The sequence below is a fragment of the Streptomyces sp. NPDC050997 genome, assembly GCF_040660135.1.
Classification (GTDB): Bacteria; Actinomycetota; Actinomycetes; order Streptomycetales; family Streptomycetaceae; genus Streptomyces.
In genome coordinates, this window is the sequence record NZ_JBFAGK010000009.1 from 168,631 (window position 1) to 191,490 (window position 22,860).

The 22,860-nt window shown below is 72.5% G+C and carries 24 protein-coding genes; 13 read left to right on the top strand and 11 right to left on the bottom strand.

Annotated features, from left to right (window positions below; translation table 11 throughout):
• Nucleotides 1-85: 85 nt before the first annotated feature.
• A complete protein-coding gene (locus AB0H86_RS22000) occupies nucleotides 86-1,294 on the bottom strand; it encodes a serine hydrolase domain-containing protein (RefSeq protein ID WP_362441083.1) in 1,209 nt (402 codons plus the stop codon).
• A gap of 346 nt (nucleotides 1,295-1,640) precedes the next feature.
• Between AB0H86_RS22000 and dhaK the strand changes: the two genes are divergently transcribed.
• From dhaK to AB0H86_RS22015, 3 genes are read left to right on the top strand one after another with little or no spacing between them, the layout of a single operon-like run.
• Nucleotides 1,641-2,633 carry a dihydroxyacetone kinase subunit DhaK gene (gene dhaK, locus AB0H86_RS22005; RefSeq protein WP_362441086.1) on the top strand — a complete coding sequence of 331 codons (993 nt, stop codon included), beginning with the start codon at nucleotides 1,641-1,643 and terminating at the stop codon, nucleotides 2,631-2,633.
• 48 nt (nucleotides 2,634-2,681) lie between these two features.
• Nucleotides 2,682-3,290, top strand: coding sequence for a dihydroxyacetone kinase subunit DhaL (gene dhaL / locus AB0H86_RS22010; protein ID WP_362441089.1), 609 nt, complete (start codon nucleotides 2,682-2,684; stop codon nucleotides 3,288-3,290).
• Nucleotides 3,283-3,693 carry a PTS fructose transporter subunit IIA gene (locus AB0H86_RS22015; protein WP_362441092.1) on the top strand — a complete coding sequence of 137 codons (411 nt, stop codon included), beginning with the start codon at nucleotides 3,283-3,285 and terminating at the stop codon, nucleotides 3,691-3,693. The genes dhaL and AB0H86_RS22015 overlap by 8 nt, the downstream gene beginning before the upstream one ends.
• Before the next feature lie 15 nt (nucleotides 3,694-3,708).
• On the opposite strand, the gene AB0H86_RS22020 is transcribed toward AB0H86_RS22015, so the two are convergent.
• Entirely contained in the window at nucleotides 3,709-4,437 is a 729-nt protein-coding gene (locus AB0H86_RS22020; protein WP_362441094.1) for a TetR/AcrR family transcriptional regulator, read from the bottom strand.
• Between the two features lie 145 nt (nucleotides 4,438-4,582).
• On the opposite strand from AB0H86_RS22020, the gene AB0H86_RS22025 reads away from it, so the two are divergent.
• The 3 genes from AB0H86_RS22025 (at nucleotide 4,583) to AB0H86_RS22035 (ending at nucleotide 7,466) form a co-directional block, all read left to right on the top strand.
• Nucleotides 4,583-5,344, top strand: a complete 762-nt coding sequence (locus AB0H86_RS22025; RefSeq protein WP_362441097.1) for a glucose 1-dehydrogenase — start codon at nucleotides 4,583-4,585, stop codon at nucleotides 5,342-5,344.
• 487 nt (nucleotides 5,345-5,831) lie between these two features.
• Nucleotides 5,832-6,830, top strand: a complete 999-nt coding sequence (locus AB0H86_RS22030) for a fibronectin type III domain-containing protein (RefSeq protein WP_362441100.1) — start codon at nucleotides 5,832-5,834, stop codon at nucleotides 6,828-6,830.
• 96 nt (nucleotides 6,831-6,926) lie between these two features.
• Nucleotides 6,927-7,466, top strand: coding sequence for a hypothetical protein (locus AB0H86_RS22035; protein ID WP_362441103.1), 540 nt, complete (start codon nucleotides 6,927-6,929; stop codon nucleotides 7,464-7,466).
• On the opposite strand, the gene AB0H86_RS22040 is transcribed toward AB0H86_RS22035, so the two are convergent.
• The 3 genes from AB0H86_RS22040 to AB0H86_RS22050 form a co-directional block, all read right to left on the bottom strand.
• Nucleotides 7,454-8,017, bottom strand: a complete 564-nt coding sequence (locus AB0H86_RS22040; RefSeq protein ID WP_362441106.1) for a PadR family transcriptional regulator — start codon at nucleotides 8,015-8,017, stop codon at nucleotides 7,454-7,456. The two genes, AB0H86_RS22035 and AB0H86_RS22040, sit on opposite strands and share 13 nt — an antisense overlap.
• A gap of 31 nt (nucleotides 8,018-8,048) precedes the next feature.
• Nucleotides 8,049-10,064: an NADPH-dependent 2,4-dienoyl-CoA reductase gene (locus tag AB0H86_RS22045; RefSeq protein ID WP_362441109.1), complete on the bottom strand. Its 2,016-nt coding sequence runs from the start codon at nucleotides 10,062-10,064 to the stop codon at nucleotides 8,049-8,051.
• Between the two features lie 136 nt (nucleotides 10,065-10,200).
• Nucleotides 10,201-10,569: a hypothetical protein gene (locus AB0H86_RS22050; RefSeq protein WP_362441112.1), complete on the bottom strand. Its 369-nt coding sequence runs from the start codon at nucleotides 10,567-10,569 to the stop codon at nucleotides 10,201-10,203.
• A gap of 252 nt (nucleotides 10,570-10,821) precedes the next feature.
• Between AB0H86_RS22050 and AB0H86_RS22055 the strand changes: the two genes are divergently transcribed.
• Nucleotides 10,822-11,046 (top strand): hypothetical protein, encoded by a 225-nt coding sequence (locus AB0H86_RS22055; protein WP_362441115.1) that lies wholly within the window; start codon nucleotides 10,822-10,824, stop codon nucleotides 11,044-11,046.
• A 161-nt stretch (nucleotides 11,047-11,207) separates the two neighbouring features.
• Here AB0H86_RS22055 and AB0H86_RS22060 read toward each other — a convergent pair whose 3' ends face one another.
• Entirely contained in the window at nucleotides 11,208-12,083 is an 876-nt protein-coding gene (locus AB0H86_RS22060) for a hypothetical protein (protein WP_362441117.1), read from the bottom strand.
• Nucleotides 12,084-12,450: 367 nt separating this feature from the next.
• Between AB0H86_RS22060 and AB0H86_RS22065 the strand changes: the two genes are divergently transcribed.
• Together AB0H86_RS22065 and AB0H86_RS22070 are read left to right on the top strand one after the other, a co-directional pair.
• Nucleotides 12,451-14,502: a SpoIIE family protein phosphatase gene (locus AB0H86_RS22065; protein WP_362441586.1), complete on the top strand. Its 2,052-nt coding sequence runs from the start codon at nucleotides 12,451-12,453 to the stop codon at nucleotides 14,500-14,502.
• Between the two features lie 81 nt (nucleotides 14,503-14,583).
• Entirely contained in the window at nucleotides 14,584-15,324 is a 741-nt protein-coding gene (locus AB0H86_RS22070; protein ID WP_362441589.1) for a hypothetical protein, read from the top strand.
• 209 nt (nucleotides 15,325-15,533) lie between these two features.
• Here AB0H86_RS22070 and AB0H86_RS22075 read toward each other — a convergent pair whose 3' ends face one another.
• Nucleotides 15,534-15,752, bottom strand: coding sequence for a hypothetical protein (locus AB0H86_RS22075; protein WP_362441120.1), 219 nt, complete (start codon nucleotides 15,750-15,752; stop codon nucleotides 15,534-15,536).
• A gap of 7 nt (nucleotides 15,753-15,759) precedes the next feature.
• Entirely contained in the window at nucleotides 15,760-16,569 is an 810-nt protein-coding gene (locus AB0H86_RS22080; RefSeq protein WP_362441122.1) for a putative protein N(5)-glutamine methyltransferase, read from the bottom strand.
• A 210-nt stretch (nucleotides 16,570-16,779) separates the two neighbouring features.
• Here AB0H86_RS22080 and AB0H86_RS22085 point away from each other — a divergent pair, with 210 nt between their 5' ends.
• Nucleotides 16,780-17,253 carry a MarR family winged helix-turn-helix transcriptional regulator gene (locus AB0H86_RS22085; RefSeq protein WP_362441124.1) on the top strand — a complete coding sequence of 158 codons (474 nt, stop codon included), beginning with the start codon at nucleotides 16,780-16,782 and terminating at the stop codon, nucleotides 17,251-17,253.
• A 33-nt stretch (nucleotides 17,254-17,286) separates the two neighbouring features.
• Here the strand turns inward: AB0H86_RS22085 and AB0H86_RS22090 are convergent, their stop codons facing one another.
• Both AB0H86_RS22090 and AB0H86_RS22095 read right to left on the bottom strand, forming a co-directional pair.
• Nucleotides 17,287-18,015: a GNAT family N-acetyltransferase gene (locus AB0H86_RS22090; protein WP_362441126.1), complete on the bottom strand. Its 729-nt coding sequence runs from the start codon at nucleotides 18,013-18,015 to the stop codon at nucleotides 17,287-17,289.
• Nucleotides 18,012-18,938, bottom strand: coding sequence for an NADP-dependent oxidoreductase (locus tag AB0H86_RS22095; protein WP_362441129.1), 927 nt, complete (start codon nucleotides 18,936-18,938; stop codon nucleotides 18,012-18,014). The genes AB0H86_RS22090 and AB0H86_RS22095 overlap by 4 nt, the downstream gene beginning before the upstream one ends.
• A 252-nt stretch (nucleotides 18,939-19,190) precedes the next feature.
• On the opposite strand from AB0H86_RS22095, the gene AB0H86_RS22100 reads away from it, so the two are divergent.
• The 3 genes from AB0H86_RS22100 (at nucleotide 19,191) to AB0H86_RS22110 (ending at nucleotide 21,357) form a co-directional block, all read left to right on the top strand.
• Nucleotides 19,191-19,796 carry a sulfite oxidase-like oxidoreductase gene (locus tag AB0H86_RS22100; protein ID WP_362441132.1) on the top strand — a complete coding sequence of 202 codons (606 nt, stop codon included), beginning with the start codon at nucleotides 19,191-19,193 and terminating at the stop codon, nucleotides 19,794-19,796.
• Nucleotides 19,789-20,568 (top strand): ferredoxin reductase, encoded by a 780-nt coding sequence (locus AB0H86_RS22105; RefSeq protein WP_362441135.1) that lies wholly within the window; start codon nucleotides 19,789-19,791, stop codon nucleotides 20,566-20,568. The genes AB0H86_RS22100 and AB0H86_RS22105 overlap by 8 nt, the downstream gene beginning before the upstream one ends.
• A 207-nt stretch (nucleotides 20,569-20,775) precedes the next feature.
• On the top strand, nucleotides 20,776-21,357 hold the full coding sequence (locus AB0H86_RS22110; RefSeq protein ID WP_362441138.1) for a hypothetical protein: 582 nt from the start codon (nucleotides 20,776-20,778) through the stop codon (nucleotides 21,355-21,357).
• A gap of 38 nt (nucleotides 21,358-21,395) precedes the next feature.
• On the opposite strand, the gene AB0H86_RS22115 is transcribed toward AB0H86_RS22110, so the two are convergent.
• The gene (locus AB0H86_RS22115) at nucleotides 21,396-22,775 is read right to left on the bottom strand and encodes an 8-oxoguanine deaminase (protein ID WP_362441141.1); all 1,380 of its coding nucleotides are present in this window, start codon (nucleotides 22,773-22,775) and stop codon (nucleotides 21,396-21,398) included.
• Nucleotides 22,776-22,860 lie beyond the last annotated feature (85 nt).

A 22,860-nucleotide genomic window follows, 5' to 3' on the forward strand; every position in this document is an offset into this window, starting at 1 on the left:
GGGCCGGCGGTCGCCGCGGCCGCGGCGGACGTGTCGGCAAGGGGCGGTTCGGCAAGGGGCGGTTCGGCAGGGGAAGTTGAGCCGGTCACGTGGGAGTCCTTTCTGAAGAGCCGTTCTCGCAGAGGGACTTGTCGACGAGGTCCAGGAAGTCGAGCTCGGCCTGGAGCGAGGCGGGCACCTCGTTCAGGGCGACGGCGACGCTTCGGCCGCCGGGGCCGACGGCGATCAGCGCCCGATGGCCGCCGGGCACCGTCCCGCCGTGCCCCCACCACGTCCCTCCGCAGGACAACGGCGAGGAGATCAGGCCCAGCCCGTAGCGGGCGCCGGGCCACAGCCTGTCGGGATCGGCAGCCACCGTCCGCCGCATCTGCGCCAGTTGGGCGGCGGGCAGCAGGCGGCCGTCGAACAGAGCGGTGGCGAAACGCGTCAGGTCGGCCGGCGTGGAGACCAGCGCGCCGCCGACCCCGCCGAAGGTCATGTTCCAGGCGGTGCCGTCGACAGGCCGACCGTCGTCGGCGGTGAAGTAGCTGTGGGAGTGCGGTCCTTGGACGCGGCTGTCGTCGCCGGGCCAGTAGGTGTCGCGCAACCCGAGGGGGGTGATGATGCGGCGGGTGATCTCCGCCTCGGGGGTACGGCCGGTGACCTCGCGGACGATCATGCCGAGGAGTAGGTAGTTGGTGGTGGCGTAGTGCCACGTGCCGTGCGGGCGGGGCAGTTCGAGGGCGCGCGTGACGAGGTCGCGCGGCTCGAAGTGGCGATGCCGCAGCCGCTCGGGGTGCTCCCATTCAGGGCCGTCGAGGTAGTCGGGCAATTGGCTGGTGTGCTGCAGGAGTTGCCGTACGGTGATCCGGCGGCCGTCGTAGCCGTGCCCGTGGATCAGATCCGGCAGATAGCGGTCGACGGGGTCCTCGAGCGAGACGCGGTGCTCGGCGACGAGCTGCAGGACGAGTGTCGCGGTGAACGTCTTGGTCACGCTCCCGACGCGCAGCCGGTCGGCAGCGTTCATACGGCGTCCGGTGCGCAGGTCGGCCGTCCCGTCGCTCGCGGCCCAGCGCCCGCAGGGTGCGTCCACGGTGGGGTCGGCCACCAGGGCCGCGGCACCGGTGATCCCGTCGCGGTCGGTGAGGACGCGCAACGCCCGGCGGACCTCGTCGTGCGCGGCACAGTCGGCGGACGAGCGTGAGACCGGCGCCTGCGCGACCGCCACCGGACCGGTGGCCAGCACGATGGCCGTCACCAGAGCCACGAGGCGGGTGCGCCTGCCGGGCTCGGACGTCAGTAAGAAGGTCGGCATGCGTCACCACGCTAGGCACGCGCCGCCGCCCGATCACTCCGGCAGGCATGTGCTTCGGAGCTGCGGGCAGCCCTAGCGGAAGGCGGGGAACAACCCCCTGGACGGCCGACTCTTCCCTTGCTATGGCCCGAGCCCGGCCCCCCGTACACGCCCGTCAGCGCCCGCGCACGTGACCCATGGCCGGTCGGCATCGATACTTCACTTCCGAGCACAAGCGTCCACAACCACCGATCCGCACGCCGGTCGACTCCTCACGGACCATCGAGATCAACAACCTGCAAGACTCATACTGACCTGTAGAAACACAGCTCAGGGGCTGATCTGCCAGCCTCGCCAGGAGGTACCCATGAAGATGCTCATCAACGTTCCCGAGACCGTGGTCGCCGACGCGCTGCGTGGTATGGCGGCGGCCCATCCCGAGTTGACCGTCGACATCGAGAACCGGGTGATCGTACGGCGGGACGCTCCCGTGGCGGGGAAGGTCGGGCTGGTCTCCGGTGGCGGGTCGGGGCACGAGCCGCTGCACGGCGGGTTCGTGGGGCCCGGGATGCTCTCGGCGGCCTGCCCGGGCGAGGTGTTCACGTCACCGGTGCCGGACCAGATGGTGCGGGCGGCGGCCGCCGTGGACAGCGGGGCCGGGGTGCTGTTCATCGTGAAGAACTACACGGGTGACGTGCTCAACTTCGACATGGCGGCCGAACTCGCCGAGGACGAGGGCATCCAGGTCGCCAAGGTGCTGGTCAACGACGACGTGGCGGTGACCGACAGTCTGTACACGGCCGGGCGGCGCGGCACGGGCGCCACACTGTTCGTGGAGAAGATCGCCGGTGCGGCCGCGGACGAGGGACAGCCGCTGGAGCGGGTGGAGGCGGTGGCCCGGCAGGTGAACGAGAACTCCCGCAGCTTCGGTGTCGCGCTCAGCGCCTGCACCACGCCCGCCAAGGGCAGCCCCACCTTCGACCTGCCGGCCGGTGAACTGGAGCTGGGCATCGGCATCCACGGCGAGCCGGGCCGGGAGCGGCGGTCCATGATGACCTCTCGGGAGATCGCCGACTTCGCGGTCGGCGCGATCCTGGACGACATCAGCCCGCGCAATCCCGTTCTCGTCCTCGTCAACGGCCTGGGGGCGACGCCGCTGCTTGAGCTGTACGGCTTCAACGCCGAGGTGCAGCGGGTCCTCACGGAGCGCGGGGTAGCCGTCGCCCGCACCCTCGTCGGCAACTACGTCACCTCGCTCGACATGTCCGGCGCCTCGGTCACCGTGTGCGAGATCGACGAGGAACTGCTCAGGCTCTGGGACGCGCCCGTGAAGACCCCGGGACTGCGCTGGGGCATCTGACCGGGCAGGGCAAGAGTTCGCAACGTACCGACCACGCAAGGAGATCCAGTGCTCGACGCCGACTTCTTCCGCCGTTGGATGACGGCGACCGCCGCGTCCGTCGAACGTGAGGCGGAACGGCTCACCGCCCTCGACTCTCCCATCGGGGACGCCGACCACGGCAGCAATCTGCGGCGCGGGTTCACCGCGGTGAACGCGACCCTGGAGAAAGAGACACCCGACACGCCCGGTGGGGTGCTCACGCTCGCCGGACGTCAGCTCATCTCGACCGTCGGCGGGGCGTCCGGACCGCTGTACGGGACGCTGCTGCGGCGCACCGGCAAGGCCCTCGGGGACGCCGCCGAGGTCAGCGAGGAGCAGTTCGCCCAGGCGTTGCGCACCGGGGTGGACGCGGTCATGACTCTCGGTGGAGCCGCACCCGGCGACAAGACCATGATCGACGCGCTGGTGCCGGCCGTCGACGCGCTCGCCGACGGTTTCGCCGCGGCCCGGGCGGCCGCCGAGGCGGGCGCCGAGGCAACCACCCCGTTGCAGGCCCGCAAGGGCAGGGCGAGCTATCTCGGGGAACGCAGCATCGGGCATCAGGACCCCGGCGCCACCTCGGCGTCACTGCTGATCGCGGGACTCGTCGAGGTGGCGGAGGCAACCGGTGAGTGACGCGAAAACGGTCGGGATCGTGCTGGTGTCGCACAGCGCGGAAGTCGCCGCGTCGGTGGCCCGGTTGGCGACGAGCCTCGCGGGCGGCGGCACGGACGTACCCGTCGCTCCGGCGGGCGGCACCGAGGGCGGCGACCTCGGGACCAGCGCGGAGCTGATCGCCGCGGCGGCCGCCTCCGTCGACCGGGGCGCCGGAGTCGCCGTCCTCACCGACCTCGGCAGCGCGGTGCTCACGGTGAAGGCCCTGCTCGCGGAAGGTGATGAACTCCCGGACGGTACACGGCTGGTGGACGCCCCGTTCGTCGAGGGAGCGGTGGCCGCGGTCGTCACGGCGGCCACCGGAGCCGACCTCGCGGCGGTGGAGGCGGCGGCCGCCGAGGCGTACACCTACCGGAAGGTCTGAGCCCGCCCTTCACCCCTAGGTGAGCCCTTCCGCCGCGACGGCGAGCGCCGAGCGCAGGGTCGCCACCAGCTCGGCCTCCGCCGCCGCGGCGTCGGTCGTCGCGGCGTCGGTCGTCGCGGCGTCGGTCGTCGTAGCGGCCGCTGTCGTAGCGTCAGCCGACCCGGTGTCGGCCGTCGCCATGTCGGCCGTCGCCATGTCGGTACGCCACGCGTAGTGCTCGACGGCCGCGCGCAGGGCCGCGTTGAACATCGCCGCACGGATCGTCGGCCGCAGATCGTCGGCGGGCAGCCCGGCTCGCTCGGCCAGGGCTCGGGCGAACGCCGGCTCGGCCTCGTCGTACGTCTGGAGCCATACGGCGCGCAGTCCCCGCTCGGTACGGGTGAGCCGGACCAGGGCTCCGACGGTGGCGCGGTCGGGGCCGCCGGTGAAGTCATGGGCGCCGGCCAACTCGTCCTCGAAGAGCTGCTCCAAGGGCTGCCCGGGGGGCCAGTCGCGCAGACGGTCGGCGATCAGGTCGATGCCGGCCGAGAGCAGCGGTCGTACGCAGCTCTCCTTGCTCGGGAAATACCGCCACACGGTCCGCGCGGTGACGCCGACCGCCTGTCCGATCTGTTCACCGGTGGTCGCCACGACGCCCTGAGCGACGAACAGGTCCACCGCGGCCCGGGCGATCCGCAGCCTGATCTCGGCCTTGCGTTCCTCGGTGAGGGGTGGTCGTCCCGTGCGTCCGCGAGGTGCGGTCATCGGTTCCTCCGGCTGGTGGTGATCACGCCTCCGGAATTGTCCCCCACGAGTTTATGTCACTCCAGGACATTAAGTCTTAGGGTGGGAACGCCCCGGGCACGGTGTCCGAGGACATGTGAAGAGGACATACGAAGGGGAGGACCTCATGAACGGCGGAACGGACGGGCGCAGTGTCATCGTCACCGGGGCGGGTTCGGGCATCGGGCGCGCCACCGCCCTGGCCTTCGCCGCGCAGGGCGACCGGGTCCTGGTGGCCGATCTCAACGAAGAGGGCGCCAAGGCGGCGGTCAGGGACATCGAGCAGGCGGGCGGCACCGCCGTGGCCGTGACCGGCGACCTCAGCGAGCAGGCCGTCGTCGAGCGGGTGACCGAGACCGCGCTGGAGCGCTTCGGCGGCGTGGACGTCCTGGTGAACAACGCCGGGATCATGGACCGCATGTCGGCGCTGGCGGACGTGAGCGACGCGGAGTGGGAGCGGGTCATCCGGGTCAACCTCACCGCGCCCTTCCTACTCACGCGGGCGGTGCTGCCGCACATGCTGGCGGCCGGCAAGGGCGCCATCGTGAACACCGCCTCCGAGGCGGGCCTGCGTGGCAGTGCGGCGGGCGCCGCGTACACGGCCTCGAAGCACGGCATCGTGGGGCTGACGAAGAACCTCGCGGTGATGTACCGCAAACAGGGCATCCGGGCGAACGCCATCGCCCCGGGCGGCACGGCGACCGCCATCGCCGTGGACACGGAAGGGGGCGCGCACGGGCCCACGACCATCCAACCGCACTTCGTCAACATCGGCCGGGTGGCCCAGCCCGAGGAGCAGGCCGCCGCCATCGTGTTCCTCGCCTCGGACGCGGCCGGCAACATCAACGGCGCGGTCCTGCCGGTCGATGACGGCTGGTCGGCGGTCTGACGGCATCGAATCGTCGCCAGTCCGACGCCGCCTGCCGCTCCGCGGTCCGACGACTGCGGACCGTCGGCCCGGCGACGGCCGACAGGCGGACAGGCGGCGACGGGCAGACGCCCCGGCAGCGCTACCGCCGGCCCGACAACCGCTCGACGGTGCCCGAACGGCGGCCTCGTCGCGAGGAGCACATCCCCGAACTCCCGGCGGAGGCCGGGGACCTGAGTCAGTGACAGATTCCGGCTCCCCGGTCGCCCGCGTCGGCGCGGGAACAGCGACGGCAGCGGTTCCGCGCCGTCGGCATGAACTACCTGGCATTCAGGGCGAGTTCGGCCGCTAAGAGCTTCAGCATGCGTAACGCCTCCGAGCGTCCGCCAAGGACCGCCCCCTTGATACGCCCACTCCGGCGGGGCCATATTGGTCCGGACCATTTCCGCGTACTGTCCGCGTACCGCCCTCGTTACCGCCCGCGTACCCGTCCCCGGGAGGCAGAGCCGTGCCACGCGTTCCCGCTCCTCCTTTCGTCTCCCTGAGCCGGTGCCTCGCGTTCTGTGGGGCGCTCACGGTGCTCGTCTCCTGCGGTGGGGCCGCCTCGGGCGACGGTGCGGCCGGCGGAGCGCCGGGGGTACCCCTGGGTGTCACCGCCACCGCGGGCAGTGCGACCAGCGTGCACGTCATGTGGAACGCGGTGTCCGTGAGCGGCGGCGTCGGCGGCTACGAGGTGTATCGCGGCACCACAAAGGTCGAGGAGGTGCCCGGTGCGCGGCACATGGTGGATGTCACCAGGCTCAAGCCGTCCACGGTGTACGTCTTCACTGTGCGGGCGCGTGACAAGCAGGGACGTGCCGGGCCGCTCAGCCGGGAGGTCCGGGCGACGACCCCGGCGGCCGTGGCGGCGGACCGCGTGGCCCCGAGCCGCCCTGGGGGCCTGCGGGGTCGCGCGGTCGGCAGCCGGGCGGTCCAGCTGTCCTGGTCCGCCGCCTCGGACGACCGGGGCGTGGTGTCGTACGACATCCATCAGGGCGCCACGAAGATCCACAGTGTGGGTGGGAACCAGACCGCCGCCGTGGTGACGGGGCTGCGGCCGGGCACGCGCTACGACTTCACCGTCCGGGCCCGTGACGCGGGAGACAACGTCTCGGCCGCGAGTGGCTCCGTCGGACTGACCACGCCGGGCACCGACGACGGACGGGACACCTCCCCCACCGGCTTCCGTGCGACAACCCACCGAGCCGACGGGGCGTACCACCTCGACCTGTCCTGGGTGCCGCCCCGCACGGACGGGGTGGTCACGGAGTACCAGATCCAACTGGACGGCCGGCCGGCCACCTCGCTCGTCTACGGCGGGCCGGCGCCGCGTGACCGGGCCGCCGAGTACAGCTTCTACCTGGGGCCCAAGGCCGGGGTCAGCCACCGGGTGCGGATCCGGGCGAAGCTGCCGGACGGCACCTGGGGCGGCTTCTCGGCGGAGCGGACGGTGACGACCGGGGCGTAGCGGACCGGGGGCAGGCGCCGCCGGCCGTGGGACCACGTCACCTGTGCGGCGGCGGTCCACGTGCGAGGGCGGCCGTGAACGCATTGGCTCTGACCCATGCACACCAGTCAGCAACTCCTCCGCTCCTGCCTGACCGGCGCGGCCACCGTGGTGCTTCCGCTCGCCCTGACCGCGGGGCCGGCCGCGGCCACCTCGGGGATCTCCGTGAGCACGAACGGAGCCACGGTCTCGGTCACGACCAGCGCGTGCACCAGCAACAACAACGGCTTCGGCAGGGCGTCCCTGCTCACCAGCGGCCAGGCGAACTTCGCGCAGGGCCGCCAGGCCGACCTGTCCGGCACCAACGCCATCCAGTCGGCTCTGTGGTCCAACGTGAGTCCGGGGACGTACACGGTGATCGTGATCTGCAACAGGGACGGGGCCCGGGCGGGCAGCCAGGCCGTCATCGTCTCCGCGGCGCGCACGCCCACGGTCTCCGCCACGGCCTCGCCCTCGCGCGGCGTCATGGGCGGGCTGGGCGGCGCCACGAAGGACTACGGCACGCTCACGCTGGCGGCCGGCGGGGCCCTGGTGGCGACGGGCGCCCTGGCCACGGCCTGGTTCCTGCGCCGCCGTTCCAAGCCCTACCGGCTCTGATCGGCGGGCAGGTCGGCGGGCAATTCGGCGAGCTCCTCCAGGGCGTGGGTGAGCCACTGCGTCCAGAAGGTCTCGAGGTCGATGCCCGCCCGCAGCACGAGGTGCCTCAACCGGTCCTGCGGGGTGTCCTTGCCGGGCGGGAAGTCGCGCTGCTCGATCTCCTCGTACTCGGCCAACTGCCGCCGGTGCAGGTCGAGATGGCGGTGGAGGTCGGCCTCGATGCCGGCGGTGCCCACCACGGCCGCCGCCCGCAGCCGCAGCAGCAGCACGTCCCGCAGCGGCTTCGGATCCTGCGCGGCGGCGCTCCAGCGGGCCAGTTCCGCGCGGCCCGCGGGCAGGACCTCGTAGCTCTTCTTCTGCCCGCGCGCCGGCTGCTCGGTGGGGAGGGTGCGGATGTGGCCCTCGGCCTCCAGTTTTCCCAGCTCGCGATAGATCTGCTGATGCGTCGCCGACCAGAAGTAGCCGATCGACCTGTCGAACCGGCGGGTCAGTTCGAGGCCGGACGACGGCTTCTCGAGCAGAGCCACGAGGATCGCGTGCGGGAGTGACATGGTGTCATCCTAGGGACGGTGTGCCGCGGCCCTACAGCGTCGCCGCCACCTCGGTGCCCTGCTTGATCGCCCGCTTGGCGTCCAGTTCGGCGGCCACGTCGGCGCCGCCGATGAGGTGGACGTCCCGGCCCGCGGCGACCAACGCGTCGTACAGGTCGCGGCGCGGCTCCTGTCCCGTGCACAGGACGACGGTGTCGACCTCCAGGACCGTGCTCGCGTCGCCGACGGTGACATGCAGTCCGGCGTCGTCGATACGGTCGTAGCGCACCCCCGGGACCATGGTCACGCCGCGGTGCTTGAGCTCCGTGCGGTGGATCCATCCGGTGGTCTTGCCGAGGCCCGCGCCGACCTTGGCGGACTTGCGCTGGAGCAGGTGCACGGTGCGGGGCGCGGCGGGCCGCTCGGGGGCGGTGAGTCCGCCGGGTGCCCGGTAGTCCATGTCCACGCCCCACTGGCGGAAGTACGTCCGCGGGTTCTCGCTCGCCTTGTCGCCGCCGTCGGTCAGGTACTCGGCGACGTCGAAGCCGATGCCGCCCGCGCCGAGGACCGCGACGCGGGCGCCGACGGGCACGCGGTCGCGCAGCACGTCGAGGTAGCTGACGACGCTGGGGTGGTCGACACCGGGGATGTCGGGGGTGCGCGGGGTGACGCCGGTGGCGACGACGACCTCGTCGTACTCGGCGACCTGGTCGGCGGTGACGCGGGTGTTCAACCGCACGTCCACGCCGTGTTCTTCGAGCTGGGTGCGGAAGTAGCGGATCGTCTCGTCGAACTCCTGCTTGCCGGGGACCCTGCGGGCCACGTTGAGCTGACCGCCGATCTCCCCCGCGGCGTCGTAGAGGGTGACCTCGTGGCCGCGCTCCGCGGCGCTGACCGCGCAGGCGAGTCCGGCGGGACCTGCCCCGACCACGGCAATGCGCTTGCGCAGCCTGGTCGGTGACAGGACGAGCTCGGTCTCGTGGCAGGCGCGCGGGTTGACCAGGCAGGAGGTGATCTGGAGGTTGAAGGTGTGGTCGAGGCAGGCCTGGTTGCAGCCGATGCAGGTGTTGATGGCCTCGGGCCGGCCGGCCGCGGCCTTGGCGACGAAGTCGGGGTCGGCGAGCATCGGGCGGGCCATGGACACCATGTCCGCGCAGCCGTCGGCCAGCAACTCCTCGGCGACCTCGGGGGTGTTGATGCGGTTGGTCGTGACGAGCGGGATCGAGACGGCGCCCATGACCTTCTTGGTCACCCAGGCGTACGCGCCGCGCGGCACCGAGGTCGCGATGGTGGGGATGCGGGCCTCGTGCCAGCCGATGCCGGTGTTGATGATGGTCGCGCCGGCCGACTCGACGGCCTTGGCGAGGGTGATGACCTCGTCGAAGGACGATCCGCCGGGAACGAGGTCGAGCATCGACAGCCGGTAGACGATGATGAAGTCCTCGCCGACCGCCTCGCGCACCCGGCGGACGATCTCGACGGGGAAGCGCATGCGGTTCTCGTAGGAGCCGCCCCATCGGTCGGTGCGCTGGTTGGTCTGCGCGGCGATGAACTCGTTGATCAGGTAGCCCTCGGACCCCATGATCTCGACGCCGTCGTAGCCGGCCTGCCGGGCGAGACGGGCGGCGCGGGCGTAGTCGTCGATGGTCCGCTCGACGTCGGCGTCGGTGAGCTCGCGGGGCGGGAAGGGGCTGATCGGGGCCTGGAGCGGGCTCGGGGCGACGAGGTCCTGATGGTAGGCGTACCGGCCGAAGTGCAGGATCTGCATCGCGATCCGGCCGCCCTCACGGTGTACGGCGTCCGTGATCACGGCGTGCTGCTCGGCCTCCGCGTCGGTGGTGAGCTTGGCGCCGCCTTCGTACGGCCGCCCCTCGTCGTTGGGCGCGATGCCGCCGGTGACGATCAGGCCCACTCCCCCGCGTGCCCGGGCCGCGTAGAACGCCGCCATGCGCTCGAAGCCGCGCTCGGCCTCCTCCAGGCCGACGTGCATCGAGCCCATGAGGACGCGGTTGGGCAGCGTGGTGAAGCCCAGGTCGAGCGGGGTCAGCAGGTGCGGGTAACGGGTCATCGGGCCCCTCCGTGCGCGGCGATGTGCCCTCTTGTTGTAGAGGACCGCGCCCTCTTTGTGCAACTAGTTGCACAACCGGGAAGGGGTGATACGAGCCACGTCGCGACACCTGGCCGGACCTGCCGCTCGGCGCGGACTACCTGCTCTCGAGCCGTACGTGCAGTTCCTTCTCCTGGTCTCCGGACGCCGTGGCCAGGTCGTGCACGGAGAACAGGGAGCCCAGGGTGGTGCGGAAGCGGTCGACCGCCCAGTACCCGCCCTGGAGGTCGGCGACGACGGAGGAGGAGAGCCGGACGGGGGCGGCGCCCTCGTGCGCCTCGGTGACGTCGAAGGTGCCCAGCCACACCGTCGGGCGGGTCTCCGAGTGGTCCTCGGGTACGTCCTCGGCGCACCGGTCGGACGCGAAGCATCCGCACAGGGCGTCGAACACGATCCGGGCGTCGTGCTTGCTGCACCCGCTGATCTCCACCGAGACCGATTCCGGATGCGGTCGGTGACCGTCCATCGTGATCGCTCCTCTCACGGCGGCGGGGCGGCGCGGCACACGGACGCGCTCCACACGACCGCCCACCCCCCAGACAACCACCAGCCGTGACGGAGCACTACCCGCACCAACGGCGGAGCACCAAGGGGAGCACTGCCGACGGAGCCGATCCGGTGCCGCACCACCGGCCCCGTACCCGGACTTCTCCCCCGGCTGTACCGGTTCGGCGTCCGCAAAGCTGCGTGACGGCCCGCCTCGGCGCATGGTGGTGCTATGGACGAGGACCCGCCCGTGATCGTGCTCGCGCCTTCGCCGGACGGCGGGCGGCAGGTGACCGTTCGCGGCGAGCGCGCAGGCATCGCGTACAGCCTCTTCGACGTGCTGGAGTTCCTGCACCAGGCAGGCCTGCCCGCGCAGGACACGGCCGTCGACGACCCCACGCTGATCGAGTGGCGCGGCGGCGGTCCCTACGACTGGAACGGCACGGACACCGAGTAGCTCCGCGTCCGCCCTCGGGCCGACGCGGAGCTCCGGTTCTTCGCCCGCCCCGCCCCGCCACGGGCAGGCCGTGGGGCCGTCGCCGCCGGTGGTCAGGACCTCCCGGCCTCAGGAGACCCGCCCGCGCGGGGCGGGACAGTGCCCCCCGTGCCCGGTGGGGCTCAACTCCGGGTGAAGCGGTACGTCTTGCTGTCCGTCAGCACGCAGAATCCCGGCGATACGACGATCACGCGCAGGGTGCCGGTGCGGCGGTCGTAGTCGATCCCCTCCGCCTCGAACGTGCCGGAGCAGGAGCTGCGCAGCGGGAGTTGCCGCAGCGCGGTGACGTGGCCGGTGACATCGGCCGTGCCGTTCGGCTCGGCGGAGAGGTCGATCTGCAGCAGCGGCTTGGTCATGCCGAACAGGGTGCCCTCCGGGTCGTCGGAGGAGCACAACAACTGGGTGGCGCTGAGGAAGTCGCAGCCCTGTACGTCCCGTACGGCATGGTCGAGACGGACGGTGGAGGCCTGCGGGAGGTTCGCCGACGGCGAGGTGCTCGGGTTGACGCCCGGCGTCGGGAAGACGAGCAGGCGGCTCATGGTGCCGTACTCCCCCGACAGCATCCACTGGCCGCCGGGCGACACAGCGGCCCAGGAGTTGTTCAGCGCCTCCCCGGAGCTGAGCGTGTGCACGTACTCGGACCAGGTTCCGTCGGGCGACTGGACCCGGTACATCTTCGTGGTGCCGGAGTCCCGCTGGTAGGGCTCGATGTAGTGGCCGTCGTACGAGGCGTCGGGGTCCCCCACATGGTTCCAGCCCCGGCTGCTCAGGGCGATGGGGATGGTGGCGATCGCCGTGTACCGGTTGGCGGCGCCGGCCGGAACCTCGACCGAGGCGAGGCCCTGGCTCTCGCTCAGCGGATCGGCGCGGTCGGAGCCCACCTCGGTCCAGGTGTCGGCGGCGGAGGCCGGCGGGGCGGAGGACAGCAGGGTGGCGACGGTGAGGGAGACGAGCGTGGCGAGAACCGTGCGACGACGGCGCCGGGCGCGCAGGGGCATGGAGACGACTCCTCGGTGGGGGGTGAGGCGGGTTCGGCGGACAGTCTGGCCCGCCGAGGTGGTCATGTACAGACCAATGGAAGAACAGTGGTCGTCGCCCGGACACCTCCGCGGTCACGTCACCGGACGGGCGTCGCCGTGTTGAGGGATGGTGGAAGAAGTCGGCCAAGGCGACGCGGTGTCGGTCGAACGCGATAGAACATGGGAGGCGGCACGGGGGAACGGCGTGCCACGAGGACGGGCGAAGGCGGTGCGTGGCATGGGAGCAGCGGGTGCGGCCGGGAATCCCGAGCCGGAGGGCAAGGGGCCGGTGCGGCCCCGGGTGCGTCCCCCGGTGCGGCCGAGCGGGCTGCTCGACGTGCTCGGCATGGCCTCGGTGGTGTTGGACACCGAGGGACGGATCGTGCTGTGGAGCCCGCAGGCCGAGGAGTTGTTCGGCTACCCGGCTCCGGAGGCACTGGGCCAGTACGCGGCCCGGATCATGGTGCACGAGCAGCACGTCGACCTGGTCGTCAAGCTGTTCTCCGACGTGATGGACACCGGCCAGGGCTGGGCCGGGGCCTTCCCCATCCGGCGCAAGGACGGCAGCACGCGGCTCGTGGAGTTCCGCAACATGCGGCTGCTGGACGACCGCGGAGACGTCTACGCCCTGGGGCTCGCCGCCGACCAGTCGACCGTGCGGCGGTTGGAACAGGACGTGGCGCTGTCGACACGGATGGTCGCGCAGTCCCCGATCGGGCTGGCCGTCCTGGACACCGATCTGCGGTACGTCTCCGTCAACCCGGCGCTGCAGCGGATCAGCGGGGTTCCGGCCGGGGAGCAGATCGGGCGCACGATGCGCGAGGTCCTGCCGCAGGTCGGCCTCGACGCCGTCGAGTCGGCGGCCATGCGGGTGCTGGAGACCGGCCGGCCCTCCGTCGACCAGCAGGTCGCCGGCCTCACGCCGGCCGACCCGGACGAGGAGCACGCCTGGACGATCTCCCTGTACCGGCTGGAGGACTCGCTGGCCAATGTGCTGGGGGTGGCCGTCTCGGTCGTGGACATCACCGAACAGCACCGGGCGGCCGTCGAGACGGAGGCCGCCCGGCGGCGCCTGGCCCTCGTCGCCGACGCCTCCGCCCGGATCGGCACCACTCTGGACCTGGAGCTCACCGCGCGGGAGCTGGCCGACGTGGCCGTGCCGGAACTCGCCGACATCGCGGCCGTGGACCTGCTGGAGGCGGTCGTCCAGGGCAGACCCAGCACTCTCGGCCCCGCCGAACCGGCCACGATCCGTGCCCTGGCCGTCGAGGCGGACCGCGCCCCGGACGCCCTCGCCGCCGCCGATCCGCCGGGTCAGGTCGCCCGATACGCCTTCGACCGTCTGGTCACCGAGTGCGTACGCACGGGCGGGCCGATCCTGGTGCCCCGGGTCGGGGCCGAGGTCCTGCCGCGTATCGCACGCTCCCCTGAGGCGGCCGAGCTGCTGGCCCGGGCGGGCGTCCACTCGTATCTCGTCGTGCCGTTGATCGCGCGCGGCGAGGTGCTCGGCGCCCTCGACCTCAAGCGCACCCGCAATCCCCTGCCGTTCGGCGAGGACGATCTGGTGCTGGCCCGGGAGCTGGCGTCCCGCGCGGCCGTGCAGATCGACAACGCGCGCTGGTACCAGAACGCCCGCGACACCGCCCTCACCCTGCAGCGCAGCCTGCTGCCCAGCCATCCGCCGGTGACCGGCGGTCTGGAGGTCGCCTCCCGCTATCAGCCCGCGGGCGCGACCGCCGAGGTCGGCGGGGACTGGTTCGACGTGATCCCGCTGGACGGCGGCAAGACCGCGCTCGTCGTGGGCGACGTGATGGGCAGCGGCATCAACGCCGCCGCGACCATGGGCCGGCTGCGCACCGCGACGAACACCCTCGCCTCCCTCGACCTCGATCCGACCCGGCTCCTGGAACACCTGGACCGGATCACCGAGAGCCTTGAGGACTCCATCGCGACCTGTGTGTACGCCGTCCACGATCCGCGGCTGCGGCAGTGCCGGATCGCCAACGCCGGGCATCTGCCGCCGGTCCGGCTGCGTGCGGGCCGTCCCCCGGAGCTGCTCGACCTGCCCACCGGCGCGCCGCTCGGCGTGGGCGGGGTCGCCTTCTCCACGACCACCGTCGACCTCGGGCCCGGCGACCGGCTGGTGTTCTACACCGACGGTCTCGTCGAGACCCGGCAGCACCCCCTCGACGAGCGCCTGAACGCCCTCCTGGCCCTCCTGGACGGCCCTGACCGCCCCTTGGAGGAGGTCTGCGACCTGCTGCTGCGCACCCTGCACCAGCCGGACAACTCCGACGACGTGGCCCTGCTCATCGCGCGGGTGCAGACGGAGGACGAGCCGGCGGTCGCTGCCGCGGACGGGGCGGACGTCCCGGTTTCACAGGAACGGGTTACCTGATTCTTACCGGCCGCATCGGACAATCACAGCGAGGTGTGGTGGCGCGGTCGGCGTCGCCGTGGCCGAGGGGAGTGAACCGTGATGGACGATCCGGACCAGGAACACACCGTGGGCGGCGAACGGCCCGACCGGCCCTCAGGGGCCGGCCCGGACCCGGAGATTCTCGCGGGCCCAGGCGGAGCGGAACCAGGGCGCGTACGGGACGGCACGCGGGACACGGGTCCGCGCGGAGTGTGGCAGCGACGGTCCACCCGGGTCGCGGCGGCGACCGCGGTCGCCGTGCTGGCTCTGGGCGGGACGGTCGCGTACGCCGCCACTTCGGGCGACTCGGGCAGCGGAGCTCTTCCTGCTGCCGCCGCGTCCGCGTCCCCGTCCGCGTCGCCCTCCCCTGAGGGACCCGGCGACCGGCACGGCAACGGCCCGCGGTTCGGACTCGGCGGGGACGCGGTGCACGGCGAGGCGACGGTGAAGGACCGCGACTCGGGCGAGTGGGTGGTCCGGATCTGGCAGCGCGGCACCGTCGAGAAGGTGGACGGCGACCAGGTCACGGTCAAGAGCGAGGACGGGGCCGCGTGGACGTGGACCGTGGGCGCCGACGTGAAGGTCTTCCCCGAGCGCGCCTCCGGCTCCGACGCCCTCACCAAGGGCGACAAGGCCTATCTGGTCGGCACCCGCTCCGACGACGGCACCAGGACCGCGCGGCACGTCCTGTCCGGCGACTGGGAGGACAAGGGACCCGGCGGCTGGATCGACAGGCTGCCCGGCCACGACTTCCGGGAGGGGCGCTCAGCCGACCCCTCGGGGAGCGGTGCGGGAGCCTGACGCCCGCCGCCGTTGCGCGAACCCGACGCCCGCCGCCGTCACACGGGGCTGCCGGCCGGGTCCCGCTCGTCCTCCCCCGGGCCCGGTCCTGCCGTGGGAGCGGCAGCGGGGTCGCGAGCAGCAGCAGACCGGCGATCGCGGTCCGGGTGCCGGTTCCGGGCGCCGAATCCGGGCGCCGATAAGGCCGACCCGCGGCCCCCACCTCGCGGTCAGGGGACCCGGGTGGTGAGCTTCCCGGTGAGCGGCCAGGCGGACAGGACGCGAGCGACGTGGTCCGTCGCGGTGTGTTCGAGACGGTACGTGGCGAGCACCGGGTCGAACACGCCCGCGCAGGTGATCAGGCCGAGCTCCACGCCCATGACGGGCGTGAGCCCGGCCCGGAACCGGTGGACGGCGGCCTGACCCGCGCGGGCCCGACCGCCGTCCACGGCACTTTCAGGACCTGGTTCCGATCACGACGTGGGCGAACCACTCCTCCGACTCAGCCAGCCGGGTCGTGAGGCCGCCGCGTATGAACGCCTCGACGGCCGCCGGGGCCTGGCGTTCGCTCGTCTCGATCAGGAGGCAGCCACCCGGCGCGAGCCATCGGGATGCCCGCGTCGCGACCCGGCGCAGGACGTCGAGGCCGTCCGTGCCGCCGTCGAGGGCGACCAGCGGCTCGTGTTCGCGCGCCTCGGCGGGCAGCAGTCCCACCTCGTCGGTGGGGACGTACGGCACGTTGGCCGCGAGGATGTCGACCCGGCCGCGCAGATTGCCGGGCAGCGCCTCGAACAGGTCGCCGGCGTGGACGTGGCCGCCGGCTTCGCGGACATTGCGACGGGCACACCGCACCGCCGCCGGATCGATGTCGGCCGCGTGCAGTTCGACGGGGCCGAGCGCGGCGGCCAGCGCGGCGCCGACCGCGCCCGAACCACAGCACAGGTCCACGACGACGGACGCGTCCGGGACTTGGGCGAGAGCCCGCTCGACGAGGAACTCGGTACGGCGACGGGGCACGAAGACGCCGGGTTCCACCGCGACGCGCAGTCCGCGGAACTCGGCCCATCCCAGGACGAGTTCGAGGGGCAGGCCGGCGGCCCGGCGGCCCACCAGGTCGGCCAGCTCGTCCGGGGTGCGGGCGGCGGCCAGGATCAACTCCGCCTCGTCCTCGGCGAAGACACAACCGGCGGCACGCAGTGCGACGACGACGGAGGCGCGGGACGACGGCGAGGAGGAGGGCGGGGTGAACGGGGAAAGAGAAGGCATGGAAGCCGAAAGCCTTTCGGGAGCCGTGAGGTGCTCCCGCGGTCACCTACAGACGGTGATCCGCGCCGGTTCCAGGGGAGAGCACCCGAGCTGACACAGCGGTAATGGGTCTCACCTCCTCGACACGTCCGGCCGGGACCACCCCCGACCGGACGGTCACATTACCCCAACGGCCGGCCCCGCACGGCTGATACCCGTTCGAGTTGTATTATGCAACCAGTACGGGTAGAGGGAGGTGCCGTGAACGGAGCCGAAGCGGCGGTGGAGACCATCCACCGCGAGATGACCGCGTTCGCCCGCCGGGCCCGGGCATCCGCCGGGCGCATGCATCCCCAGCTGTCGCTGGTGTCGTACACCCTGCTCGGGCACCTGGAGGAGCGCGGCGGCTGCCGTGCCACCGACCTGGCTGCCCACTACGCCCTGGACAAGTCCACCGTCAGCCGCCAGGTGACCGCCCTGGAGCGCGCCGGGCTCGTCGAGCGGCGCCGGGACCCGGAGGACCACCGCGTGCAGGTCCTGCATCTGACGGAGACGGGCCGAAGTGTCCTCGCCCAGGTCACCGTGAGCCGGCGGGACGCCGTCCGGGAGCGGCTCGCGGACTGGACGCGGGAGGATCTGGAACGGTTCGCCGCCTGCCTCGTCCGCTACAACGCGTGGTCGGGCACCGGGGCCGAGGGCGACTGAACGCCCCCGGCCCTCAGGACACGGCCCGCCGCTCTACGGCACCGGCACGGCCGTACGTCCCTCCGGCAGCCGCTCCGGCGCCCTGGCCGCCCCGAACGCCGTCGTGCGGCGCAGCCGGAAGCCCAGGGACTCGTAGAGCCGGATGGCGTGGGTGTTGCCGGCGCCGGTGTGCAGGAACGGGGTCTCGCCGCGCTCCCGGATGCCGTGGGCGACGGCGCTGATCAGCCGGGTCGCGAGCCCCTCGCCACGGGCCGCGGGGTCGGTGCAGACCGCGCTGATCTCCGTCCAGCCGGGAAGGTGCAGGCGTTCCCCAGCCATGGCGATGAGGGCGCCGTTTCGCCGTATGCCCAGGTAGGTGCCTAGTTCGATGGTGCGCGGCAGGAAGGGGCCGGGCCGCGTGCGGGCGACCAGGTCGAGTATCTCGGGCACGTCGGCCGGTCCGAGCCGGACCGCCTCCGGGTCCGGCGCCGCGGCCACTCCGTCGTCCACGAACTGCACGCCCTCGACCCGGAACGTGACCTCCCAGCCGTCGGGGATCTGTCCCTGGAACCCGAGCAGCGGGACCTCGTTGCCGGGCCCCGCGAGCATCGCGGCGTCCGCCCAGTCGTCGGTGTCCGGCTCGTCGGGCAGGGCCAGCCACGGCGTGACATCGACGGGATAGCGCAGCACACGGCCCCGCCGCTCGGCGAAGTGGGCGTGCGGGCCGGTCAGCGCGGCGCGGGCGGGGTTGTCGAGGACGTGCGGGGTGTCGTCCTTGGTCATCGGGCGACCTCGATCACGACCTTGCCGCGGGCGTGGCCGTCCTCGACCGTGCGCAGGGCCTCGCCGGCCCGGTCGAGGGGGAACGTCCTGGTGATGTGCGGGTCGAGCTCGCCGTTCACCACGAGCCGGGCCACCGCCTCCAGGACGGCCGCGGTACGTGCCCGGGCCACACGGACGCCGCCGAGCCGCTCCACCTCCTCGGGCGAGGCTCCGGCGGTGATCAGCCGGGCCGGGTCGGTGAGCAGCCGGGCCGCGTCGGCCAGCACCTCGCCGCCCACCAGGTCGTACACCGCGTCGACACCGTCCGGCGCCGCCGCCCGCACCCGCTCGGCCCAGCCCGGACCGGACGGCACGTGCACGGCTCCGAGTGCCTCGATGAAGTCCTTCTTGGCCTCGCTCGCGACGCCGACGACGGTCAGTCCGCCGGCCCGCGCGATCTGCACGACCGCCGCGCCCACACCGCCACCGGCGCCGGTGACCAGCAGGGTCGCCCCGGCGGGCAGGTCGAGTTGGTGGACGCCGTCGTAGGCCGTCGCGGCGGCGACGGGAAGGGTCGCGGCGCGGACGAAGGACAGCTCGGCGGGCTTGTGGGCGGCCACCTCGGCGGGCAGCAGGGCGTACTCGGCGTACCCCCCGGCCACGGTGTTGCCGAAGACCTCGTCGCCCACCTCGAACCCGGCGACGCCGTCGCCGGTCGCCTCGACGACCCCGGCGACCTCGTTGCCGAACACGACCGGGAACACCCGCGCGCCGCTCTCACCGGGGCGGCGGTAGCCGGTGCGCTGCTTCCAGTCGACCGGGTTCACGCCCGCGGCACGCACGGCGACCAGGATCTGGCCGGGACCGGGGACGGGCCGGTCCACCTCGGCGAGGGCCTCGGCCTCCGGGCCGCCGTACCGCGTGAAGACGTACGCCTTGGGCACTGCTCCCACTCTCCTTCGCTGTCGCCGGGGCGATCGGGTCGTACCGGCCACCGGACGCTTGGACGCTTGGACGCCTGTACGGGCCGACCGGCGCGACATCAGTCGGCAAGGAAGATCCGTACCCCGCTATTCCCGCAGCGCCGGAGAGTTCACACGGCCGTCACGATCCCGGGGCGGGCCGAGGTCCGGGCAGGTCCGACCGGCACGTACGGTTGAACGCGTCAGCAATCACTCCCGGCACGCTGGAACCGTATGAACGTCACCCGAGGCTTCACCGGACGCGCCCGCGTCGACAATCCGGGACTGCCGCCCGGTCAGTACGACGCCGGCGACGACTGGCCCGTCCTGTCCGCCGAGGTCACGCCCGAGCTGGCGCCCGCCGACTGGAGCTTCAGCGTCGACGGGCTGGTGGAGCGACCGCGCACCTGGGACTGGGACGAGGCACACGCACTGCCGACGTCCGCCTACGAGGGCGATATCCACTGCGTGACGAGCTGGTCGAAGTTCGGCGTCCGGTTCGGGGGCGTGTCGTTGGACGCGTTCCTGGATGTGGTGGGGCCCTATGGGTCCGCCACACATGCCGTTGCCTACTCCCACACCGGCTACACCACGAACCTTCCTCTCGCCGACCTCACCGGTGGGCGGGCCTGGATCGCCTGGGAGTACGACGGGAAGCCGCTGCCCTCCGAGCACGGCGGGCCGGCCCGGCTGCTGGTGCCCCACCTGTACTTCTGGAAGAGCGCCAAATGGATCGCGGGCCTGCGTCTCCTCGACCACGACGAGCCGGGCTTCTGGGAACAGAACGGCTACCACGCGCGCGGCAACCCGTGGGAGGAGCAGCGGTACTCCGGTGACTGAGACGACCCCTCCCCCCGCTTCCCCCGCCTTCGTGCCGCCGAGCCGCTTCGCCGTGCCCGAGCGGATCGCCGTGGGCAACCAGACCGCCGCGGTGTGGCAGACCGCCACGCTCACCGAAATCCGCCGCGAGACCCCGCACGCCTCCACGTTCCGCTTCGCCGTACCCGCCTGGGCGGGGCATCTGCCCGGCCAGCACCTGATGCTGCGGCTCACCGCGGAGGACGGCTATGCGGCCCAGCGCCACTACTCGATCGCGTCCGCGCCCGGGGACTCGGGGCACATCGAGCTGACCCTCGACCATGTCGAGGGCGGCGAGGTCTCCGGCTGGTTCCACTCGGTGGCCAAGCCCGGGGACGAGGTCGAGCTGCGCGGCCCGCTGAGCGGCTTCTTCGCCTGGCCGGGAGATCGGCCCGCGCTGCTGATCGGCGCCGGCTCCGGGGTCGTACCGCTGATGTCGATGGTGCGGCATCACCGCTCGCACGATCTGTCCGTGCCGTTGCGGATGCTGGTGTCGGCCCGCAGCCCCGAGGAGCTCATCTACGCGCGGGAGCTGGGAGCGGAGACGACGCCGGTGTTCACGCGGAGCGCGCCGTCGGGTGCGGCGGTGGGACGTATGTCGGCCGCACATGTGGCGCCGCTCCTGGCCGAGCAGCCTCCCGGTGGGTGGGAGGCCTATGTGTGCGGATCCAACGCCTTCGCCGAACACGCCTCACGGCTCCTTGTCGCAGCCGGTCAGCCCGTGGACCGCATCCGGATCGAACGCTTCGGCTGACGGACGCGGGTGGGGCGCCCCATGTGTGGACGCGCCATGTGCCGGGCCCGGGTGTGGACGCCCCTCCGCCCCGCCCCGGCGTTTCGCCGTGGCCTCGCTGGGCACTCCTCACCGGCGGCCCATGGGTGGGCCGCTGGTGAACCTTGCCGATGGAGGGGTAGTAGATCCGTGTGGGCACTCGCAGGTGTGCGCGGTGCGGAGGTCGACATGCGAACCCGGGCGCGCGGCTGGCGCTGGCGACGCAATCCGTTGCGGCGCCGGTCGGACACGGTTGAGGCCTGGACGGTACTGGCCGTCGCGGTGCTGCTGTTCGTGGGTGCGCCCCTGGTCGGAGCGGTCGCGGGCTGGTGGGCCCACGACGAGGCCCGCGCGGTCGCCGTCGCGCAGCGTGCCGAACGTCATCACGTACGCGCGGAGGTCATCGGCAAGCCACCTGACTCCCTGCCCTCGGTGGACGGCCGGGAACACACGTACCGGGTGACCGTGCGCTGGACCGAGCCCGGGAACAAGGCCCGGACGGCGACCGCGCGGGTCCCGGCGGGCACGCACCGCGGAGAGACGGTCGGTGTGTGGTTCGACTCCCAGGGCCGGAGTGTCCCCCCGCCATCGGGCGAGACCGCCGTCTGGCAGCACACCCTGGCCATCGGCGGGTGCGCCACGGGCGGCGCCATCGCCGTCGTACTCTTCGGCCGCTCGGTCGTCCGCGGTGTGGCCGCCCGGCGCAGGATGGCCGAGTGGGACCGGGATTGGGCCCTGACCGAGCCGCAGTGGACCCGCCGCAAGGCCTGACCCACCACGCGGCCACACGCCCCCGTGCTCCGTGTCGGTCACGCGCCCTGCTGCATCCGCCTCGCGATCACCCTGTGTGTCCGCAACGCGTCCGCCAGCCCGGGCAGCACCGGCTCTCCCCGGTCGACCAGAATCCGGCCCGCCACCACCGTCGTCCAGGCTCGCGCGGGCCCGCACCTCAGCCACGCCTCCACCGGGTCGCTCAGCGCGCCGGCGAGTGCGACCTCGTGCAGGTCCCAGACGACCAGGTCGGCGCACGCTCCGGGCCGCAGGTGGCCCAGGTCGTCGGCGCGGCCCAGGCAGCGGGCCGAGCCGCGGGTCGCGATGTCGAGGGCGTCCCGTGCCGTCATCGCGCCGGGACCACCTCGAAAGCGGCCGAGCAGCAGCGCGTTGCGTGTCTCCATCCAGAGCGAGGCGTGGTCCGTGGAGGCGGACCCGTCGCAGCCGATGCCGACCGGCAGCCCGAGCTCACGCATGTCACGGACCCGCGCCGTTCCCCCGCCGATGAGCATGTTGGAGCTGGGACAGTGCGCCACGCCGACGCCCGCGGCGGCGAGGCGGCGCAGCTCGTCGTCATCGGGGTAGATGCAGTGGGCGACCCAGGTGCGGTCGCTCATCCACCCGGTGTCCTCGAAGTACTCGACGGGTCGGCAGCCGTAGGTCTCCTGGCAGTACGTGTCCTCGTCGCGGTCCTCGGCGAGATGGGTGTGCAGCCGTACGTCGTACCGCTCGGCGAGCTCCGCGGTCGCCGTCATCAGGCCCTTGGTCACCGAGAAGGGCGAGCAGGGCGCGAGCGCGACCCGGATCAGCGCACCGGGTTCGGGGTCGTGGTGGGCGCGGATGACCCGCTCGCTGTCGGCGAGGACCTCCTCGTCGGTCTGGGTGACGCTCCTCGGCGGCAGTCCCCCGTCCCGCACGGATCGGGTCATCGAGCCGCGGGTGGCGTGGAAGCGGAAGCCGATCTCGCGGGCGGCCCGGATCTCGGCGTCCACGAGGCGCGGGCGGGGGTGGACATAGAGGTGGTCCGACGAGGTGGTGCAGCCGCCCATCAGCAGCTCGGCCATACCGACGTACGCCGAGACATGGGCGGCCTCCTCGTCCAGGGCGGCCCACAACGGGTACAGGGTGGTGAGCCAGTCGAACAGCGAGCCGTTCACGGCGGGCGCGTAGGAGCGGGTGAGATTCTGGTAGATGTGGTGGTGCGTGTTGATCAGACCGGGCGTGACGAGCCGTCCCGCCGCCGAGACGGTCCTGCGGGCTGTGGGCTCGCTCCCGGGAGATCCGACTGAGGTGACCCGACCACCCACGACGGCCACCCAGCCGCCCGGGATCTCCCGCTCACTGTCGACGACGAGCAGCTCCGCATCCCTGACCAGCAGTTCCACTGCGTCGGCGGGCACTGTGGCGGCAGAAGTCATGGCGTCATCGTAGGGCGGATACCGGGGTAAAGATCTGGCGATACGTCCTACCACGCACGTACGGTGTGATCATCCGCGCTCACTC

Bases quoted from the DNA above. Each gene is read 5' to 3' on its own strand.
- AB0H86_RS22025 (WP_362441097.1), top strand. From the start codon at position 4,583: ATGAACGGCGGAACGGACGGGCGCAGTGTCATCGTCACCGGGGCGGGT.
- AB0H86_RS22100 (WP_362441132.1), top strand. From the start codon at position 19,191: ATGAACGTCACCCGAGGCTTCACCGGACGCGCCCGCGTCGACAATCCG.
- AB0H86_RS22060 (WP_362441117.1), bottom strand. From the start codon at position 12,083: ATGCCCCTGCGCGCCCGGCGCCGTCGTCGCACGGTTCTCGCCACGCTC.
- AB0H86_RS22080 (WP_362441122.1), bottom strand. From the start codon at position 16,569: ATGCCTTCTCTTTCCCCGTTCACCCCGCCCTCCTCCTCGCCGTCGTCC.
- AB0H86_RS22085 (WP_362441124.1), top strand. From the start codon at position 16,780: ATGCAACCAGTACGGGTAGAGGGAGGTGCCGTGAACGGAGCCGAAGCG.
- dhaK (WP_362441086.1), top strand. From the start codon at position 1,641: ATGAAGATGCTCATCAACGTTCCCGAGACCGTGGTCGCCGACGCGCTG.
- AB0H86_RS22050 (WP_362441112.1), bottom strand. From the start codon at position 10,569: ATGGACGGTCACCGACCGCATCCGGAATCGGTCTCGGTGGAGATCAGC.
- AB0H86_RS22065 (WP_362441586.1), top strand. From the start codon at position 12,451: ATGGCCTCGGTGGTGTTGGACACCGAGGGACGGATCGTGCTGTGGAGC.
- AB0H86_RS22070 (WP_362441589.1), top strand. From the start codon at position 14,584: ATGGACGATCCGGACCAGGAACACACCGTGGGCGGCGAACGGCCCGAC.
- AB0H86_RS22090 (WP_362441126.1), bottom strand. From the start codon at position 18,015: ATGACCAAGGACGACACCCCGCACGTCCTCGACAACCCCGCCCGCGCC.
- AB0H86_RS22000 (WP_362441083.1), bottom strand. From the start codon at position 1,294: ATGCCGACCTTCTTACTGACGTCCGAGCCCGGCAGGCGCACCCGCCTC.
- AB0H86_RS22020 (WP_362441094.1), bottom strand. From the start codon at position 4,437: ATGACCGCACCTCGCGGACGCACGGGACGACCACCCCTCACCGAGGAA.
- AB0H86_RS22045 (WP_362441109.1), bottom strand. From the start codon at position 10,064: ATGACCCGTTACCCGCACCTGCTGACCCCGCTCGACCTGGGCTTCACC.
- AB0H86_RS22040 (WP_362441106.1), bottom strand. From the start codon at position 8,017: ATGTCACTCCCGCACGCGATCCTCGTGGCTCTGCTCGAGAAGCCGTCG.
- AB0H86_RS22110 (WP_362441138.1), top strand. From the start codon at position 20,776: ATGCGAACCCGGGCGCGCGGCTGGCGCTGGCGACGCAATCCGTTGCGG.
- AB0H86_RS22055 (WP_362441115.1), top strand. From the start codon at position 10,822: ATGGACGAGGACCCGCCCGTGATCGTGCTCGCGCCTTCGCCGGACGGC.
- AB0H86_RS22115 (WP_362441141.1), bottom strand. From the start codon at position 22,775: ATGACTTCTGCCGCCACAGTGCCCGCCGACGCAGTGGAACTGCTGGTC.
- AB0H86_RS22035 (WP_362441103.1), top strand. From the start codon at position 6,927: ATGCACACCAGTCAGCAACTCCTCCGCTCCTGCCTGACCGGCGCGGCC.